This window comes from Pirellulaceae bacterium (assembly GCA_029243025.1).
GTDB lineage: Bacteria > Planctomycetota > Planctomycetia > Pirellulales > Pirellulaceae.
This window is the reverse complement of sequence record JAQWSU010000006.1, coordinates 221,347-240,464: the sequence shown is the minus strand read 5'-3', so window position 1 is coordinate 240,464 and position 19,118 is coordinate 221,347. Positions and strand designations below refer to the sequence as shown.

Sequence of the window (19,118 nt, the reverse complement as noted above, 5' to 3'; positions counted from 1 at the left end):
AGGATTCGAATGCTAGTCGTCTTCGAGAGAATGTAACCCGCACTCTGTCTTTGCGGTTCCACTCCAACGCCCGGCACGCTCGTCTTCGCCAAAAATTACGGCTCGGGTGCAGGGTTGGCAGCCAATGCTCGTGAAGCCCTTGTCATGAAGCGGATTGTAGGGGATGTCGTTGTCCGTGATCAGTTTCCAGATGTCGGACTTCGTGGTATTTGCCAGTGGATTCACTTTGATGAGGTTGAATTTCTTGTCCCAACCAACGATCGGAGTCCGCGCCCGATCTGCACTTTGATCTCTCCGGATGGCGCTGATCCACGCAGCTTTCCCTTCGGTGGCCCGATTCAGCAGACTGATCTTGCGATCAAAACAGCATTGATTTGGATTTGTCTTGTAGAGAGGGCCGCCGTGGTGCCGTTCGTACTCTTTAACCGTCATTTCCGGTTGCAGCATTTCCACTTCGATTCCATATCGTTCGGCGACCAAATCTCGCAACTGTAGTGTCTCCGCAAATTGATAACCCGTGTCCAAATTGAAGATGTGAATCTGGGGAGCGACTTCCGCCAATAGATGGATGATGACCATGCCCTCCGGCCCAAACGCGGTGCCCATCGTCAATTCGGCGCCGAAACGTTTGGTGGTCCAGGCGATGATTTCTGCGGGTGAAGCCGTTTCGAATTCGTTGGATTGTTGCTCCAACTCAGCTAGCTGCGCAGCAGTAGGAGGGCCATTCGAGCGAGTCGGTGTGGAGGTCATCATCTGATCGTGTCGATTATTAATCGGGTCCAGTGCAACGCGTCCAATCATATGAATGTTGATCAACTAAGTCAAGTATCGGATCTGAGGGGGAAAAACTTGACTAGTTACTACATTCGGAAGTGATTGGGCAAGCTGTTGATCGGCCTCGATCTGGCTCAGGTGGGTCGCTGTTGCCGAGAAACGCATCGACAGATCGCGATCGATTGGCGGATCGGCCGCAGCATCCAGGAAGGTTGCTTGTGTCTGTCTGGGGTGCGGGGCAACAGTGCTGAGCGGCTCCGCTTCTGCAAGGCGTTGGCTCTCAAACAGGACTGCTACTTGACGTTCGGGGATGTCCGGGTCACGATTTCCGTCACGATTTGGGCGATATTCTCCAGTCGTGTGGGTTGCGAATTCAACTTTCGACAAGCTATCGAAAAGGAAATTCATGAGCAGTTCGAGAACCTATTTGGCGATCGATTTGGGCGCTTCCAGCGGTCGGGGTGTCGCGGGGCAATTCAACGGTCAGCGGCTCTCGCTCGAGGAAATCCATCGATTTTCCAATGGCCCGGTCCAATCCAACAAGCGGCTGTACTGGGACGTATTGCGACTTTGGTCCGACGTCCAAGCGGCAATGCTTGCAGCGTCGCAGCGGTTTGGTGATGACATCGTGAGTGTGGGTGTCGATACCTGGGGCGTTGACTTCACGTTGCTCGGTCGAAACGACGAATTGTTGGGAAATCCCTATCACTATCGTGATCCGGAAACGGCTGGCATTCTTGACCACGCTTTTCGAACGGTCAGTCGCGAGGAGATTTTTGCCGCGACCGGTTTGCAATTCATGGAAATCAACACACTTTTTCAATTGTTGGCCATGCGTCGAGCTCAGTCTTCCCTGCTCGATGCTGCTGAATCGCTCTTGATGATTCCGGACTTCTTTCATTGGTTATTAACGGGTGAAAAGGCGAACGAATTCACGGATGCCACTACCACTCAGTTTCTCAATCCCAGTTCCCAGGATTGGTCTCGAGATCTCTTGTCTCGTTTTGACTTGCCCGACTCGATGCTGCAATCGATCATTCATCCGGGAACCAACCTGGGAGCTTTGCGTCCTGAAATTGCCAACGCTACGGGTTTGAAATCAGCTTCGGTAATTGTTCCGGGCACCCATGACACGGCGAGTGCCGTAATGGCGGTGCCGGCGAAGGGAGAGGTTTCCAACCAGCCAGATTGGTGCTACATCAGCAGTGGCACTTGGTCTCTGATGGGTGTTGAAGTCGCCGATCCGGTCATCAGTGAAACCTGCCGTGAACTGAATTTCACCAATGAGGGTGGCGTTGGTGGAACGATTCGACTTCTCAAGAATATCACCGGCCTCTGGTTGGTTCAGGAATGTCAACGAGTCTGGGCGCGTGCTGGACGGAAATTCGATTGGAATCAGCTGACTCAGATGGCCGAAGAGGCGCAACCGTTACAAGGTCTGATTAACCCGGACGATGCGGTTTTTTCGGCACCCGATGACATGCCTGTCACGATTCAAGAAGCGTGTGCTCGCAGGGGTCAGCCGGTGCCCCAAGATGAAGGGGCCATTGTTCGTTGTGCGTTGGAAAGTCTGGCCCTCTGCTACCGTTCGGTGCTCGGTCGACTCGAACAGCTGACAAAAGGGGCGATCCAAAAGATTCACATTGTGGGTGGAGGGACGCAAAATCAGCAGCTTTGCCAAATGACTGCCAACGCCTGCAATCGCTTGGTTTTGGCCGGTCCCGTGGAAGCGACGGCAATTGGCAATGTGATGGTGCAAGCCATCGCGGCAGGTGACATCGAATCGATCAGTCAAGCACGACAGGTCATTTCTCAGAGCTTCCCTATCGCTCAGTACGAACCGCAAAACGCTGCCGAATGGGACAATGCTTACCAACGATTCGTGACACTTTTGGACGAATGAAGCGAGCTTGCTGGAACCAAGCCCGTGCCACGTTGGCGGGATTAGTGCCACGTTGGCGGGATCAACGAGGTTTACTTGTCGATTCGGCCTCTTCGCTACCCGGATCGGCCTCTTCGCGATTCGGATCATCGGCCTCGGAGCCCTCGTACTGATCGACATTCGACAAGTCGATTCGCTCACCAAATGCTTCGCCAGACAACAGGTAGATCTCACCATGCAACCCGTCTTGCTCTGCGTGAACTTGGTGATGACGCACCAACTCTAAGACGGCTAGGAACACACCGATCAATGCCGACTTGTGCATGCCAACTTGGAACATGTCGGTAAAGGCCACTTGCCCATCATCACAGAGTTTTTGGTGAATCGTCTCCATGTAGATATGGATGGGGGTATCGTCGTAGACGATGTTTTTGGGCTGTGCGACTTCATTGGCTTTGATCACTCGGCCCAGTGCGCTGACAAGATCCCAAAGTTCAACTTCGTGAATCGGCTGCTCGGCTGGATTAATGTCGCGAGGCGGCAGGTCATTGGCAAGTCGAGTGAAACAATTCGACCAATTCCGTCCACGCTCTTCCAAGATGCTAGCGGCATCTTTGTACTGTTTGTATTGGAGCAATTGCGTGACCAATTCTTCTCGCGGGTCATCCAGCGCCAATTCTTCTTCCTCGTCGTCGTCACTGGCGGGAAGCACGAGTTTTGATTTGATCTCGACGAGCAAGCTGGCCATTTCTAGAAAATCGCCAACAGCGTTGATATCAAGCTGTTCTAGCACCGCTAGATGATCAAGATATTGTTCAGTTATTTTGGCGACGGGGATATTCTGGATGTCGACCTCGTGTTTGCGCACCAGGTAGAGCAGGAGGTCAACGGGACCGCGGAAAATGTCTAGGTCGACACGAAACGGCATGGATTCAGCCTGCGGGTCCGAGGGACGAAGCGTCGGAAGGATAGCCGAGGAGTCACGAAGTGAAGAACGAATGCGGGCTTGTCTTTCCTGGGCAACCTCGCGAGCCGAGCGCTTCGCAGCAACGGGCGACGTTGGTGAGCTCGAAACTGAGGGAGTTACCTTGTTCATGTTCGACCTAAAACGGGGGTGAACTTAAATCCACGAACTTAAAAGGGCTGACCCTTTCATTCTATCGACGAAGAGGACTATCCGGCCAGGGCTGCTGCTGTCGAGACTGCATGCTTGACGGCTTGTGGAGCTGGGGTTGGCCGATTATCATGCTCGTTTGCCGTAAATTGTTAAGGGGCCTTTAGATCCGATGCGTCATGTCCTTTCGGCTGTCGTCCAAAATGTTCCCGGTGTGTTAGCACACATCTCGGGCATGCTAGCGTCGCGCGGCTACAACATCGATTCACTCGCCGTTGGTGAGACCGAAGATTCTCAGCTATCACGCATGACCTTTGTGGTTGTGGGTGATGATCGAGTGCTCGAGCAGATTCGCAAGCAACTCGAGAAAATCGTCACCGTGGTCAAAGTGGTTGATGTGAGTGCGCAGGACTACGTTGAACGTGATCTGATGTTGTTGAAGGTCAAGGCCCTGCCCGGTGGTAAGCGGAGCGAGATCCGCGAGCTCACTCAGATTTTTCGCGGACGAATTGTCGATGTCGGACCGGATGAAGTGACGATCGAGATTTCGGGTCGCGAGACGAAGATCGAAGCTTTCATCGATCGGATGCGACCGTACGGAATCACGGAACTCGTTCGCACGGGACGGATCGCTATGGTTCGCAGTGCTTCACCGCGACATACCGACACAAATGCCGGCCCGCAGCTACAGGACAGCTCGGTCCGTAAGTTCGTCAAGCAGAAGTGAGCTGCTCGGGCGTTTTGTTTCTTCTGACCCATCAGATTCCGCGAGGAAAACACGTATGCCGGCCAAAATTTATTACGAAAAAGACGCCGATTTGGCGCGCCTTAAAGGGAAGACGATTGCCATTCTGGGATACGGATCCCAAGGGCACGCACAAGCGCAAAACCTGCGTGACAGCGGCTGCACCGTGATCATCGGTCAGCGTCCGGGTGGTCCGAACTATGACTTGGCTGTCAGTCATGGCTTTGAACCGATGTCGGCGGCTGAAGCATCCAAGCAAGCTGACATTATCAACGTCCTGCTGCCTGATGAAGTTCAGGGAGATGTTTTCAAGGATCAAATCGAGGCCAACTTGGAGCCCGGCAATGTGCTGATGTGTTCACACGGCTTCAACATTCATTTCGAGCAGATTGTGCCTCCCAAGGGGGTCGACGCCCTGCTCGTCGCTCCGAAAGGTCCTGGCCATCTGGTTCGATCCGAGTTTGAAAAAGGCGGGGGGGTGCCCTGTTTGATCGCACTCGGCGATGGTGCGAGTGATGAAACGCGACAAATTGGCCTCGCCTATGCGAAAGGTATCGGTGGAACCCGTGCGGGCGTGATCGAAACGACTATCGCCGAAGAAACCGAAACGGATCTGTTCGGTGAGCAAGTGGTCCTTTGTGGTGGCGTGAGCGAACTCGTAAAGGCTGGATTCGAAACCCTGGTCGAAGCCGGTTATCAGCCTGAAATGGCTTATTTTGAGTGCTTGCATGAATTGAAACTGATTGTCGACCTTTTTTATCAAGGCGGACTCAGCTACATGCGCTATAGTGTCTCAAATACTGCCGAGTACGGTGACTACACACGGGGTCCTCGCATCGTGACGGAAGAAACCCGGGCCGAGATGAAAAAGATCCTCAACGAAATTCAGACAGGCAAGTTCGCACGTGACTGGATCCTGGAAAACAAGGCGGGTGCTGCTTCGTTCAAGGCCGTGCGTCGCCGGGATCGAACGCTTGAGTTGGAGACCGTGGGTCGAGATTTACGCCGTCTGATGACTTGGATTGATGCAAAGGAAGTGTCTTAAACTCATTCGCGGTTGTTGACTATGACGGGTTCCCCAAACACGTTGAATGTTTTTGAACAGTTGCAGCCCGGCGATCAAGTCGAACTGCAGCACGAGGTCAAAGTCGGCTTCCGGAAATGGGAGACGGTCACTTCGGGCACCGTCGTCGCAACCGAGCGGCGACGGCACGGTTTGCACCACCGCCGTAACAATGACGACAAGGTGTTTAGCGACATCATTGTTCTGCAATTGGCGGGCGGTGAAACGACCACCGTCACGTTGGATGAATTCTCAGTCTTGAGAAAGCTTGCATCTAGCCCAACCGCTGACCGCCAACTTGGCACATCGAATGAGTGATTTTTAGATCCGCCCTCGTAAGAGAGCGGGTCGATTGCAGGCGATCTGTGCTCTATGACGGCAACTGGCCAGCCCAATTCTGATGAGAAGTCTCCGCGACGCATAATCGTCGGACTGATCATTGCGCTCGCTGCCTGGGGTATTTACCTCGCGATCGGCGCAACGGGTCAATGGACCGATGTTGGACTGTTTGATGCACGTCGCAGCGCGATCGTCTTGGCATGTTCTGCGCTGTTCCTCGGCACTTGGGTGGTTGTTCTCGTGCTCCGTTCCAAATCGGGCAATGCGTCCGTTTCCAATCCGGGACCGAGTTGGGCCAGTATTCTGAGCTTGGGCGGGACCCTGGCCTCGTATGTGATGTGGGCGGTGGCCCACGCGGTTTGGCAAGGGGGGCAGGGTGAGCGTTGGACCAAGCTGTTGGGATGGAGTTGCGTCGTTTTCTTTGGAAGTTCGGCGATCCTGGCGCTGATTGGATTGAGTGATCCTAAGCCGCGGCGGGGAAAAATGTTGGGGCTCGCTTCCATGCTGCTACTGCTGCTGTCGGTCGTGCTCTTCGTATGGCAGGTCAATCATTATCTGGCGCGGTAGGTTGACACTTGGTGTCTTAAGTCACTGAATCGTTGCAGCCCTCGTGATTCGCGTGCAGATTTTCTCAATAAGTTCCGTGCTTGATTTCGGCAATTTGGCCGTGAAAAGAGCTCTTGGGTGGGCGTTTGGTTGCTGTTCTGAAGCGGTGATGTGCAGACGGTGAATTGCCGCAGTAACTTGGCGAGCTGTCAAATCGATTTAGAATAAGCTAGACGAATTGAGCGACAACAGGTCGCCGACTTGTGCGGGTGGCACTTCTGAACCGGGTTGCCCGCCGCGAAACCTCTTTGTTTTTGGCTCGCGACCAAAATCTTGTGTGGGCACATCTGCACTCTTGGCGATGGCGAGTAACCGCAAGCGATCGGTGGGTGGTAGGCCGTTGGCAGGCGATTTCAGTTTGGTGCGCTGCCTGCATCTGATTGGAGTGCTCTCAGCAATCCACGCAGGCGTCTCGAGTTGCTCTCGTGCTCTGATTTTGTCTCGGGAAATGGAGATCGACCATGATTCAGAATTCAAATCATACCGGCGTGGGACTTTCGATTGGACAATACCTGATTCAACGACTGCAGGACTACGGCATCGGCGATGTGTTTGGCATCCCGGGCGACTACGTGTTAGCCTTCTATTCGCAGTTGGAAACCAGTGATTTGAACGTTGTGGGTTGTACGCGAGAAGATTGCGCTGGATTTGCCGCAGATGCGTATGCGCGAGTTCATGGAATGGGTGCGTTGTGTATCACCTATTGTGTGGGTGGTTTCAGCGTCTGTAACTCGATCGCGGGCGCTTTCGCCGAAAAATCGCCAGTGGTTGTGATTACGGGTTCTCCCGGCATCCACGAGCGCTCCAGCAACCCGCTCCTGCATCATATGGTCCGCGATTTTGACACTCAGATGAACGTCTTCGAGCGGCTTTGTGTTGCAGGTGCCGACTTATCGGATCCCGTGACCGCTTTTCGTGAGATTGATCGGGTGCTCGACGCCTGTGCCCGATTCAAGAGACCCGTCTACCTGGAATTGCCACGCGACATGGTTGATGTTGTACCGCAGATCAGCCATTCGTTTTCCAAGCCAGAAATCGAAAGTGATTCCGACGCATTGGGTGAAGCCATAGAAGAGTCTCGCCGTTTGCTAGAATCCAGCAAACGTCCGATGATTCTTGCGGGCGTTGAGATGCATCGGTTCGGCCTGCAGGAAGAACTGTTGGCCTTTGCTGAGGCGACTCAAATTCCGATTGCTGCCACCATTCTTGGTAAGAGCGTCATCCGTGAAACGCATCCCTTGTACGTAGGTCTCTACGAGGGGGCGATGGGTAGGCAAGGCGTCACCGAATTTGTTGAGTCGAGCGATTGTTTGTTGTTGTTGGGTACCTTCATGACTGATATCAATCTGGGCATTTTTACGGCTAATATCAATCCTGGTAATTGTATTTATGCGACGAGTGAACAGTTGAGAATTCATCATCACCACTATCACCAGGTTCAACTAAAAGACTTTCTCGGCCGATTAATAGACGTTCCGCCCACCGTGACCCGCCGTGAGATTCCGACGTTGCTTGTCAATCATCTGCCCGAGCCATTTGTGTCGATTGCGGATGCTGAAATCACTGTCTCTCGTCTGTTCGATCGACTCAACCAACAAATTGATGAACAAACCATTGTGATTGCTGATATCGGTGATTCACTTTTTGCGGCAAGTGAATTGGTGATCCGTGGTCGTACGGAGTTTCTCAGTCCCGCCTATTACACGTCTATGGGTTTTGCCGTCCCGGCAGCACTCGGTGCGCAAGTCGCCCGTCCACGGTCCCGCGTGGTGGTGGTTTGTGGCGATGGAGCTTTTCAGATGACGGGACAAGAATTGTCGACACTCATTCGACATCAGTTCGATCCACTCATCATTGTGTTGGACAACAAGGGCTACGGCACCGAACGGCGGATTCACCAAGGGCCATGGAAATTCAACGATATTCAACCATGGGACTATCACCGATTGCCGGAAGTTTATGGAGGAGGCCAGGGGTATGTGGTGCGGACAGAAGGCGAATTTGATTCGGCTTTGAAATCGGCCTGGAACGATCGATCCGGACCGAGTCTGTTGCAGGTTCATCTGCAGACCGATGATCATAGTGCGGCACTTCATCGGCTTGCTGAAAAATTGGCTGACCGAGTTTGATCGAACCACGACCCGCTGGTCACCTTGGATTCAGTCCCATGTCGGCCTGCCCCCCCGCTCGGGTCGATGTTCGTACTTTGAAACATCGGCATTGTGGTCGGGTTGGTTGAGAACCGTGCTAAGACTCTCTCCCTTGATGGGAAACTGTCGATTGCAGGGTCGAAACCCTGACGATCTTCCTTTACGACAAGGCGTATCTGTCGTCTAATAGGCGTCTGCCTACCTGTCCATCCCGCGTCGTTGCCCACCTGCGGAGTCGCCTACGAATGATTGCCCGTGTCGTTCTGTATCAGATTGTTTTCTTGCTCGTGAGTCTCGCATGGGTTGAGTCGGCCCGGGCACAAGCCGATTCCGAGTCGCTTGATCTCCGACGTCTCGCTCAATCCGAGATTTTAGACCAGCTGAATTTGAGTGATGAACAACGGATCAAATTAGCTGAGCTCCAGCAGGCACAAGCCCAAGCGCTGACGATTCAGAGTGTTGAGGATCGTACGCAGCAATTGTCTGACCTCGCGACACAGATTCAACAGCTGCTAACCGCGGAGCAGCAAAAACAATTTCGCGCGTTGCCAGGCAACGCCAAGCTGACCTTTAATTTTCGACAGACCAAGTGGCTTGACGTGCTGGACTGGTTCGCACGTCAGGCGGGACTTTCTTTGGTCGCCAACTCGGTTCCGCCAGGGACGTTTACTTACAGTGATTCAAAATCTTACACACCCGTACAGGCCTTGGATTTGTTGAATGGTGTTTTGATCACACGATCGTACACTTTGGTCCGACGCGAACGAATGTTGATATGTTTGAATCTGGCCGATGGAATTCCAGCGGGCATGCTGCCGCGTGTGAAGATGGCCGATCTCGATCAGTATGGAAACTTCGAATTAGTTCAAGTCATGTTTCCCTTGGCGGGGCGACCGGCGATGGCCGTGTCGGAAGAAATCACGCCGTTGATTGGTAATTTCGGCGAAGCGATTGCACTTCCTCAGACGAATCAGCTACTGGTCTGGACCACCGCCGGGAAAATGCGAGCGGTTAGCGCCGTGATCGAATCGATTCCAGTTCCCAGCACGCCAAAACCGCCGACACCCAAGCCACCAGCGCCGAAACCGGAACTACAGATTTACCCCGTCTCAAAAATTGATCCTCAAGCCGCCGTGGAAATGCTCAAGAGCTTGATGCCCGAAGTCAACGTGACAATTGATGAGCTTGCGGGCCAAATTAACGCGTATGCCCCGCCGAGCCAACAAGCGGTGATCAAGGAACTGCTCGACCAAATGTCAGACGAGGCGTTGGGGGGCGGGCAAATGATTTTGGAGTCTTATCCGCTTGAACACGCCGGTCCAAGTGAATTGGTTGAACAGCTTCAGATGGTGTTGCCTCAAGCATCATTCAGGGTCGAATCCGACCCATTACGACTCATCGCATTTGCGCCCGCAAAGGATCATGAAATTCTCGTGCAGTCCTTGCAAAAACTTGAAGCCGTCGCCGATGGAAAAGCGCAACGAGCCAATGTCTACACCTTGGAAAATTCGGAGCCAAGCACGGTGGCCGAGGCGCTACAGTCACTTTACCCACGTATTTCTGTTGTGGTCGACGGCCGACGTTTAATTGTCGTGGCCGATGGAGCTGAGCAAGCAATTGTTGCCACTTTGGTGAAGGAACTGGATGTTGCTTCCAACGAATCACGAATCTTAAAGAGTTACGTACGCCCACGTGATTCCTTGCCAAACACTTTGAAGGTGTTAGCCTCCTTAGTACCCGATGCAGAGATCCAGGAGGATACGGCAGCCGACCGCTGGCTTGTGATCGCCAGCGACGACGATCACGAACAAGTCGCCATCATTCTCGATCAACTCGGGAGCGGGGATCGACAAAGACTGCGAAAGCAACTGCGGCTTTATGACGTAACCGCGGAACAACGAAAACAATTTCTGAGTACTTATCGGAAGTTAGATCCGAATTTGAGCATGATCGAAGTGATCGAGGGTGGGGCTCCCGAAGATCTACGAATCGTCACGGATCAGCCGACCCATCAGCGGGTTGCTGAACTATTGAAGGAACTAAAAGCTCAATTTCCACTGGTAAAGCGTCAGTTGCGTTTCTATCCGGCGAACGGGCAATTGCGGCAACGGCTTAACTCGCTCCGTTCCAAGTTGGCCCCGGAATTGGTCAAAATTGAAATCGTGGACGATCCGCTAGGACGTGGTCTCGGGGTGATCGCCAGTGAAAAAGAACACGAGCAGTTTGCTGCCGTCCTGCAGGAGGTGCGCGACACCATCCCGTCGAAAGAGGCAATGTTGCGAGCGTTTCCCGTCACGCCGAGGCTAAAGAATCGTCTGATTGAACTGCTGCCGTCGCTCAAGGATCAGTTTTCGGGCCTCCGCATTATTGATGACTCTCAACCATCTCAGATCGTTGTCTGGGCGAACTCCGATCAACTCAAACAACTTCAGACGTTGTTGGAATCACTGCGGTCGACCGATGCGGCGGCTGCGATGGAATTAGTCAGCTACCCACTCGCGTCCGGTGATCCTGCCAGCGTTCAGTCGATTCTGATAGAGCTCTATCCCGATACCAAAATTGTGGTGGATGAAGAGAGTCGCCGTGTCATGGTCTGGACGACTGCCGATCAACATCCGCAGATAGGTCGAGCCGTTGAACAATTGGATAAGCCCTCAACTGCCGGCACGAGCAAGATGGCTTATTACAAAATTGGCGAAGTGGATGCCCGAGATGTGATCGAAATGTTTCGGGAATTGTTACCCAAGATGACGCTGACCGCCGATCGCGATTCTAACTCGATCATTGCTTGGGGTAATGAACGCGACCACGAATTGCTCGCAAAAACCGTGGAGGAATTTCGTCAACAATCGGAGGGTCAGCAAAAGAAAGTAGTGAGTTATCCCTGTGGAGTTCGTGATGTGGACGACGTGCGAAGGCTGATCGAGGATTTGGTGCCTCGTGCCCGCCTGGTTGCGGATGGAAATAATCGAAGCCTTATTGTCTGGGCGACGCCAGAGGAGCATCAGGCGGTGCAGACGGCAATGACCGAAATGACACAAGGTCGTGATGGTCGGGAAGGAAGCTTACGGGTCTATCGCGTCGAAAAGATCGATGCCGACGTCTTGCTTTCATTGCTGCGATCGACTGTGCCCGCCGCGCAAGTGACTGCTTCCACCGATAATCGACAACTGCTTGTCTGGGCCGATGAGAAAGATCTGGCCCGGGTCGCCACGGTGGTTGAACAGATTGAATCTGAAACACCGTTGCAAGAAAATGGCTCCTTGCAGATCTACGACTCCGAATCGGCCGTGCTGCAGCAAGTCAGGCAGCTGATTCCGACGTTGGGTCCCGACTTCCAGATGATTTCAGCAGCCGGTGATGCTCAACTGGCTGTTTGGACAACGCCAGCCGGACATCAGCGGTTGCAGCAGGTCATTGACGAATTAGAACAACAAATCAGCCAGCAGCCGTTGTCAGTGGTGGGCTACCCATTGGGGACCATTTCTGACAGCGAGGCTCGAGAGTTGATTGCATCCATTGCAACCCAAGCAACTTATTTTCCCAGTGAGGATGAACAACGTCTGTTAATTCGTGCGCGAAAGGCGGATCACGAAAAAATTAAATTAGCACTTGAAGATTTGCAAAAGGCGAAGGGACGATCGCGAGAGTTGGAATTGAAGGTCTACCCGGTTGGTGATAATGACCCTGCGACACTGCTTGAATTGCTTGACCCAAAACTGAAACAAAGATCTTCGATCATTGCCGATGCGGATCGGAAGGCACTGGTCGTTCGCACGTCAGCAGACCAGCATGCACTGCTTGCCGCTGCTCTGGATGAAATTTTGAACAAGCTCCCGGAAGTCGAGAAAAAGAGTTCACGCGTCTACCGGCTTCAGCATGCGGATCCCGCCGGGTTGCAAACGTCATTGACTGCCATGTTGCCACAAGTCACGTTTGCCGTGGATCCTGCAACGCAAAGCCTCATCGCGACAGCGTTGCCGACAGAACATCAATTGATCGAACAGGCGGTCAAGCAGCTTGACCGAGAAAACGTGAGTGGCGTGGAGGCCAAGGTCTATCGTTTTCCTTTGGGAAATGCCTCGCAGACGCGAGATGTGCTCAAGGCATTACTACCGGAGGCCACGATGGCAGTGGATGGATCTGATCAGACGCTTGTGGTGACTGCAACCCCCGAACAACACACGCAAATTCAACAGACGGTTGCCCAGATGGGGCGCGATACTGATTCCCGACAAACTCGCGTCTATCCCTTCGAACATGGTAATGTGGAAAGTGCTCGTGACGTGTTGCAAGCTCTTTTGCCACGAGCGGTGATGGCGATCGATGATGCTAATCGCAGCCTATTGGTGACGGGCGATGAAACGGAGCATCAACGTGTCGAGCAGGTGGTTAAGCAATTGGATCGGGCGCCGGTCGATGATCGGATTACACGCGTTTACACATTTCAATTCGCTGATGTGGCTGCGGCTCAAATCGCTTTGCAGTCTTTGCTGCCCGATGCCATTATTGTCGCTGATGCGGCGAGCCGAGCCTTGGTCGCTACCGCTTCGACGGCTGACCACACTCGCATGGCGGCTACAGTACAGCAGCTAGACGTACAGCGGGATGATCCCACGGAAGCACGTGCTTATCCTTTTCGAGTCGCCGATGTGGCTGCCGCATTGCAGGTTCTCAAGTCGTTGTTACCTAACGCCGTGATTGCGGCCGATGTGCCAAATCGAATCCTCGTTGCAACGGCAACCGCGAAAGAACATGCAAAGATCGCCGCTACCGTTAAGGAAATGGATGTCGATAATGATCGCAAGCCGACTTTGCAAAGTTATTCATTAGGGCCGGCAAATTCGGAGTCCGTTTTTCAGTCATTGAGGCAAATGTACGACGGTAATCCGCTCGTGGCACTGTCTTTTGATGCAGCAAATCGAACTTTATTCGTCAAAGCACCCGTCCAAGAACATCTGACGATTGCCAAGATTGTTTCTCAAATGGGTAATGTTGCCAAAAACGATGGCAATCGACAACTAGTCGTTTACCCTTTGAATCTGGTAAATCCTTCCCTGTTGGCGACCTTGAAAACGCTTGTCGATCGACCGTCGGAACCGACGGATTTAATTTTGGATGATCGGTCTCGACGGCTCGTTGCCCTAGCTAATGAACGTCAACATGGAATGATTAAGACGACCTTGGAGCAGCTCAAAGGTGCCGAGGCCGTCGTCGAAGTCTTCCCCCTGCAGACCGTTGATCCTTTCTCGGTCGAATTGGCGATTGACCGTCTGTTCGAAGATGAAGTGAATCGGCCGGTCGCCAACGGTGACACGGAGACACAGCAACTGTTTGTTCGTGGGACAGCGGAACAAATCGAAGAAATTCGCAAGTTGCTTACCAAGATGGGGGAACTGCCGACCGAGTTAACGAGCCAAAATGGTCTACGCGTCGTTCCTTTTCGCGGTAACCTGGAACAAGCGATCCGGCAAATCGAAGACATCTGGCCCAAACTGCGACCGAACAAAATTCAGGTAATGGAGCGGCAACGGGCTGAACAGATTGAAACGGCTCCCTCAGCTGATGAGGCTCCCCAAGATGAACCACGAATCGATCAGATTGAACTCGATCAAACCCAATCTCAGTATGAATTTGAAACACGTGCCGTCGCCACTGAGAAAGATCAAGCCGGCGTTCCGACCAAGACAGAGTCGGGGTCCGATTTGCCTGCCATTCTTGTCGTGCCAGGGCAGGGGAGTGTGACGATTATGTCTTCCGATGAAGAAGCGCTCAATCAAGCTGCAGCGCTCTTCAGTACACTGGCGCGGCGCAACAGAATCGACACTGCTGCTGGTAATTTTGCCGTGGTTACCCTGCGAAATGCCGGAGCACGTACGGTTGCCAAAATCCTCGATGACCTTTTTGAAAAAATGCCGATTACGACCCGAACGACTTTGGGACGCGTCAGTATGGTTGCTGACGATCGACTCAATGCGCTCGTCATCCACGGTCGCCCTGCAGATCGTGTGGTCGTTACCGAATTGCTAAAGGTGCTTGATTCTTCAAGTGTTCCCGATGCGCTGGCCAACGCCCGGCCGTCGATTGTCCCCCTCGAATACTCTGACGCAGAGCGTGTTATTGAAATCCTGGAGGGCGTCTACGAGACCCAACTCAAGTCCGGTGGGAGTCGGCCCGAAATTGCGATTCCCGAAGGCATTTCCTCCGAGGTCGCGTCAGTGCTGCAACAAATCAACGCCTCGACCGCCGGACCCCTGCTGACATTGCAAGTTGATCGAGTCACCAATTCGATCGTGATTCTCGCGCCGCGGCAGTTGAGTGGTGAAGTCAAAACGTTGATCAATCAGCTGGACCGAGAATCGATGGAAAACGACCGCCGCGAAGTGGGTGTGATCTCGCTTGAGCAAATTAATGCGGAGCAGCTTGAAGAGACGCTGGAAAAACTGATCGCCGATTGATCGCTCCCATCTGGGGCGGATGGACGGTGTATCTGCGAGTGATTGTTCTACCCCCCCCAGTGGTATGGTGAGTGGGCTTTTGTTATCTGTTTCCGCTGTTTGTTGTCTGTTTCCGCTGTTAAACGTCTTTATCTATCCTTTGTATTCGGTGTTGTTTTACCTTGACTTGATTATCCGACACCACTACTCTATCTTGCATAGCAATTGAACTCATCGTTATAAGTATCCCTCCTGACTTGACCCGCCTGAACTCCCTGCGTTTCCCTCCCCCAGAGCAAGAGCCCGCCCCACCGGTCGTCACAAGCATTTGATTCAAATCGTGCTTTGACAGGACTGATTTTAGCCGTGCATAGCCCCGAATCGCCTACTGTATCGTCCGTGAGTACCGCGCTAGCGACCCCGAGCCAGCCTGTCTCAATCGTAATTTCGTTGCGCGATTTGCAACGGATTCGCCAACAGCTGGAAGAGGGCGTGTCGCTTGGCGAAATTGCCGATCAGCTTAGCTTAGACAGTGCCGACACCGTTTTGTCAGCTATCGCCGAGACATTGGGGCTATCGGTCATCGACTTGACGAAGACCACGATTGACCCGGATGTGGTTCAAGGTTTTCCGGCCAAGTTGGTTCATCGGCATGGCGTATTTCCGATTTGCCAAGATGGTGATTCTCTGAAGGTGGCCACGGGTAATCCGTTTGATCTGCATTCAATTGATGCGGTCAGTGCTCACCTGGACCAACACATCGTACCCGTGTTGGCTCTGCCTGATGAGTTAGAAAAACTGATCAAGTCCCATTTGGGTGTGGGTGCGGAAACGGTGGACGACCTGTTGTCCCAGTCGGACGACTCGGTCGAAGTTCTCGACGAAGTTCAGTTTGATGACAGCGAAGCTTCGGAGATGGCTCAGCAGGCGTCGGTTGTGCGTCTGGTGAATGAGATCTTGTCGGAGGCGGTGCTGACTCAGGCGAGCGACATTCATATTGAGGCCCAAGAGTCTGGGATAAAGATTCGCTATCGCATCGATGGTGTGTTGCAGCGACAGTCGACGCCGTCAGAGATGAATCGTTTTCATTCGGCGATTGTCAGTCGGTTGAAGATCATGTCTCAAATGAATATTGCGGAGAAGCGGGTACCGCAAGACGGTCGGATAAAACTACGTGTCGCTGGTCGTGAGGTGGACATTCGGGTGTCGATCATTCCGATGTTGCACGGCGAAGGTATTGTAATGCGGGTCTTAGATAAAGATCGCATGCAATTTTCTTTGCGAGACATCGGCATGCCACAAGATGTCTACCAATCATTTCGCGACTTGATCCGATTGCCACACGGTATCGTGCTTGTCACAGGACCCACGGGTTCCGGTAAAACGACGACGCTCTACAGCGCATTAAATGAAATTAAGAGTGAAGACACGAAGATTATCACCACCGAAGATCCGATTGAGTATCAGCTTGAGGGGATCAATCAAATTCAGGTTCATGCGAAGGTTGGGTTAACTTTTGCAGCTAGCCTACGCAGCATTTTGAGGCACGATCCTGATGTCGTGCTCGTCGGAGAAATCCGCGATCTTGAGACCGGTGAGAGCGCGACCCAAGCATCGTTGACGGGGCACTTGGTTTTCAGCACGTTGCATACCAACGATTCAGCGGGCGCTTTTATGCGACTTTGCGATATGGGCGTGGAGCCATTTCTCGTCAGTAGCACAGTCGAAGGAGTTCTAGCGCAGCGACTGGTAAGAACTCTTTGCCGTGAATGCAAGTCGGTGTTGATTCCGACTCGTGACGAAGTACCCACCGACTTTCCCTGGAAACTGGTCGAAGAGTCGGGTCAGGACATCTTTCAGCCGGTAGGTTGCCGACAATGTCGGGGTACGGGCTATTCGGGGCGTCTTGGAATCTACGAGTTGCTGACAGCGAACGAAGAGGTTCGGCAACTTGCCAGTGATCGTCAACCATCGACACTGATCAAACGCGCCGCTATTTCGGCCGGAATGCGTTCGTTGCGTGGAGACGGTTGGCAGAAGATGCTTGCGGGCGTTACCTCGATTGATGAAGTAATTCGCGTTACCAAGGCCGATTGACTTTTGTGATTCAGTCATGCCCGAATTTGCCTATACAGCTCGTGGACTAGATGGAAGTGACGTAACGGGACTGCTGCAAGCAGCTAATCGTCGTGATGCGCTCAACCTGCTGTCCGAGCGTTCTTTGTTTCCGCTCACCGTCGAGGATCAGGAAGCTAGTTCCTCTGTTGCCAAACGGTTTGATCTGAAACGTCACCGACGTGTCAGTGCGGAGCAAGTGGCTAACTGCCTGACGCAGTTGTCGGACCTGTTACACAACGGAGTGCCGTTGTTGACCGCACTCAGTTTGCTGGCCGAACAATCGCCACATCCTGTCATGCAGGATGTGATGACTCAGGTGCGTGATCAAGTCGCCGACGGCACATCGCTCGAAGAAGCCGTCTCGCAACACCCTCAGATCTTTTCGGATCTGACCATTAGCATGATTCGTGCCGGATCCGAAGGAGCGTTTCTTGAGGAAGCCCTGAATCGCGTGGCGAGCTTCTTAGAGCTTCAAGAGGAACTCAAGGGCCAAGTGAAAGGCGCGATGGCTTACCCGGTCTTTTTGATGATCGGTGGAATTGTCGTTACCTTGGTGTTGATTGTATTTTTTGTACCCAAATTTGAAGGATTGTTTGAACGTCTTGAGCAACAGGGTTCAGGGTTGCCGGCACCGACCATTGTTTTGTTGTTCCTTAGTGAATTTTTGATGTCCTACGGTTTACTGTTGCTGATCCCTTTGGTTGCTGCCGTCTTGGGTTTGCAACGGTTACTCAAAACCGAGCGAGGTAGTTACCTGGTTGACCGCTGGAAGCTGCGGTTGCCGATTGCTGGAAAGATTTTTCACGATAGCGCTATTTCGCGATTTTGTCGCGTGCTCGGTACGTTGCTGGGAAATGGTGTACCGATCCTCAGGTCGTTGCAGATCAGCAGCGGATCGGTGGGAAATCAATTGCTCGCCGACGCCATACGTGATTCGGCTGAAAATATCTCGTCGGGGCAAACCTTGTCGGCTCCGCTTTCCGAGTGTGGCTTGATACCGGCCCAAACGATGGCGATGATTCGAGTTGCCGAGGAATCAAACACTCTTGATACCGTATTAATCAATGTCGCAGACGGCATCGATAAACGCATCGCCCGTCAGTTAACGATGATGGTGCGTTTCATCGAACCGGTCATGCTTGTGATAATTGGGGGCGCGATCTTGTTTGTGTTGGTCGCTCTGCTCTTGCCTGTATTCGATATGAGCACGTCGATTTGATGCGCCGTGCGTGACTCGTTTGAAAGGAAGAAGGAATGAATCGTCGAAGAAATCGAGTAGGTTTTACTCTTGTGGAAATCATGATCGTATTGGCAATCCTCGTGTTGTTGGTTGCGATGGTTGGGCCTCGTCTCTTGAAGACCCAGGAAAAGGCCGATGCGAAAATTACGCAAACGCAGATCGACGGGTTGGGACAGGCACTCGATTTCTACAAGGTCGATCACCGCTTCCACCCGACAACAGAAGAGGGACTAACCGCGTTGATCAGCAAGCCAGCTGATGAGAATCGATCCCGCAATTGGGCCGGGCCGTACCTGGAAGATAGATCAGTCCCCTTAGATCCTTGGGGTAACGCCTACCGCTATGAATTTCCTGGTAGCCGCAGTGGAGACGGTGAGCCGAATATTTGGTCGATCGGACCGGACGCCAAAGATAACACGGCCGATGACATTGTGAGCTGGACGAAGTCGGCGAACGGAGATGAAAAAAAGAATAATCAAGATCCTGCAGCCAGCAAGTAACGCGAACCCTATCACACGAAGTGATCATGGCGACGGCATGGATGTTTTGACATTCGTGCCGTCATTTGCATTATAGAGCGACTTCGAACGCGGCCTTTCGTATGATAAATGTTCCCCCAATGCTGAGCCACAACTACTGTTCCTGCTCGG

13 protein-coding genes are annotated in these 19,118 nt (G+C 52.8%); 10 read left to right on the top strand and 3 right to left on the bottom strand.

Features of this window, described 5'->3' with window-relative positions; translation table 11 throughout:
* Positions 1-12: 12 nt before the first annotated feature.
* Positions 13-753 (bottom strand): phosphoadenylyl-sulfate reductase, encoded by a 741-nt coding sequence (locus P8N76_03035; GenBank protein ID MDG2380623.1) that lies wholly within the window; start codon positions 751-753, stop codon positions 13-15.
* 63 nt (positions 754-816) lie between these two features.
* The gene (locus tag P8N76_03030) at positions 817-1,182 is read right to left on the bottom strand and encodes a hypothetical protein (protein ID MDG2380622.1); all 366 of its coding nucleotides are present in this window, start codon (positions 1,180-1,182) and stop codon (positions 817-819) included.
* On the opposite strand from P8N76_03030, the gene P8N76_03025 reads away from it, so the two are divergent.
* The gene (locus P8N76_03025) at positions 1,181-2,677 is read left to right on the top strand and encodes a rhamnulokinase (protein MDG2380621.1); all 1,497 of its coding nucleotides are present in this window, start codon (positions 1,181-1,183) and stop codon (positions 2,675-2,677) included. The two genes, P8N76_03030 and P8N76_03025, sit on opposite strands and share 2 nt — an antisense overlap.
* Positions 2,678-2,738: 61 nt before the next feature.
* Here the strand turns inward: P8N76_03025 and P8N76_03020 are convergent, their stop codons facing one another.
* The gene (locus P8N76_03020; GenBank protein MDG2380620.1) at positions 2,739-3,584 is read right to left on the bottom strand and encodes a segregation/condensation protein A; all 846 of its coding nucleotides are present in this window, start codon (positions 3,582-3,584) and stop codon (positions 2,739-2,741) included.
* Between the two features lie 358 nt (positions 3,585-3,942).
* On the opposite strand from P8N76_03020, the gene ilvN reads away from it, so the two are divergent.
* The 9 genes from ilvN (at position 3,943) to gspG (ending at position 18,968) form a co-directional block, all read left to right on the top strand.
* Positions 3,943-4,497: an acetolactate synthase small subunit gene (ilvN, locus tag P8N76_03015; protein MDG2380619.1), complete on the top strand. Its 555-nt coding sequence runs from the start codon at positions 3,943-3,945 to the stop codon at positions 4,495-4,497.
* A gap of 55 nt (positions 4,498-4,552) precedes the next feature.
* Complete coding sequence (ilvC, locus tag P8N76_03010) at positions 4,553-5,560, top strand: ketol-acid reductoisomerase (GenBank protein ID MDG2380618.1); 1,008 nt, start codon at positions 4,553-4,555, stop codon at positions 5,558-5,560.
* Positions 5,561-5,581: 21 nt separating this feature from the next.
* Entirely contained in the window at positions 5,582-5,896 is a 315-nt protein-coding gene (locus P8N76_03005; GenBank protein MDG2380617.1) for a hypothetical protein, read from the top strand.
* Positions 5,897-5,950: 54 nt separating this feature from the next.
* Positions 5,951-6,484, top strand: a complete 534-nt coding sequence (locus tag P8N76_03000; GenBank protein ID MDG2380616.1) for a hypothetical protein — start codon at positions 5,951-5,953, stop codon at positions 6,482-6,484.
* A 500-nt stretch (positions 6,485-6,984) separates the two neighbouring features.
* Positions 6,985-8,652 (top strand): thiamine pyrophosphate-binding protein, encoded by a 1,668-nt coding sequence (locus P8N76_02995; GenBank protein ID MDG2380615.1) that lies wholly within the window; start codon positions 6,985-6,987, stop codon positions 8,650-8,652.
* Between the two features lie 266 nt (positions 8,653-8,918).
* Positions 8,919-15,131: a secretin N-terminal domain-containing protein gene (locus P8N76_02990; GenBank protein MDG2380614.1), complete on the top strand. Its 6,213-nt coding sequence runs from the start codon at positions 8,919-8,921 to the stop codon at positions 15,129-15,131.
* Positions 15,132-15,509: 378 nt separating this feature from the next.
* Positions 15,510-17,207: an ATPase, T2SS/T4P/T4SS family gene (locus P8N76_02985; protein ID MDG2380613.1), complete on the top strand. Its 1,698-nt coding sequence runs from the start codon at positions 15,510-15,512 to the stop codon at positions 17,205-17,207.
* Positions 17,208-17,223: 16 nt separating this feature from the next.
* Entirely contained in the window at positions 17,224-18,447 is a 1,224-nt protein-coding gene (locus tag P8N76_02980; protein ID MDG2380612.1) for a type II secretion system F family protein, read from the top strand.
* A 35-nt stretch (positions 18,448-18,482) separates the two neighbouring features.
* Positions 18,483-18,968: a type II secretion system major pseudopilin GspG gene (gspG, locus tag P8N76_02975; protein ID MDG2380611.1), complete on the top strand. Its 486-nt coding sequence runs from the start codon at positions 18,483-18,485 to the stop codon at positions 18,966-18,968.
* The last annotated feature ends 150 nt before the right edge of the window (positions 18,969-19,118 follow it).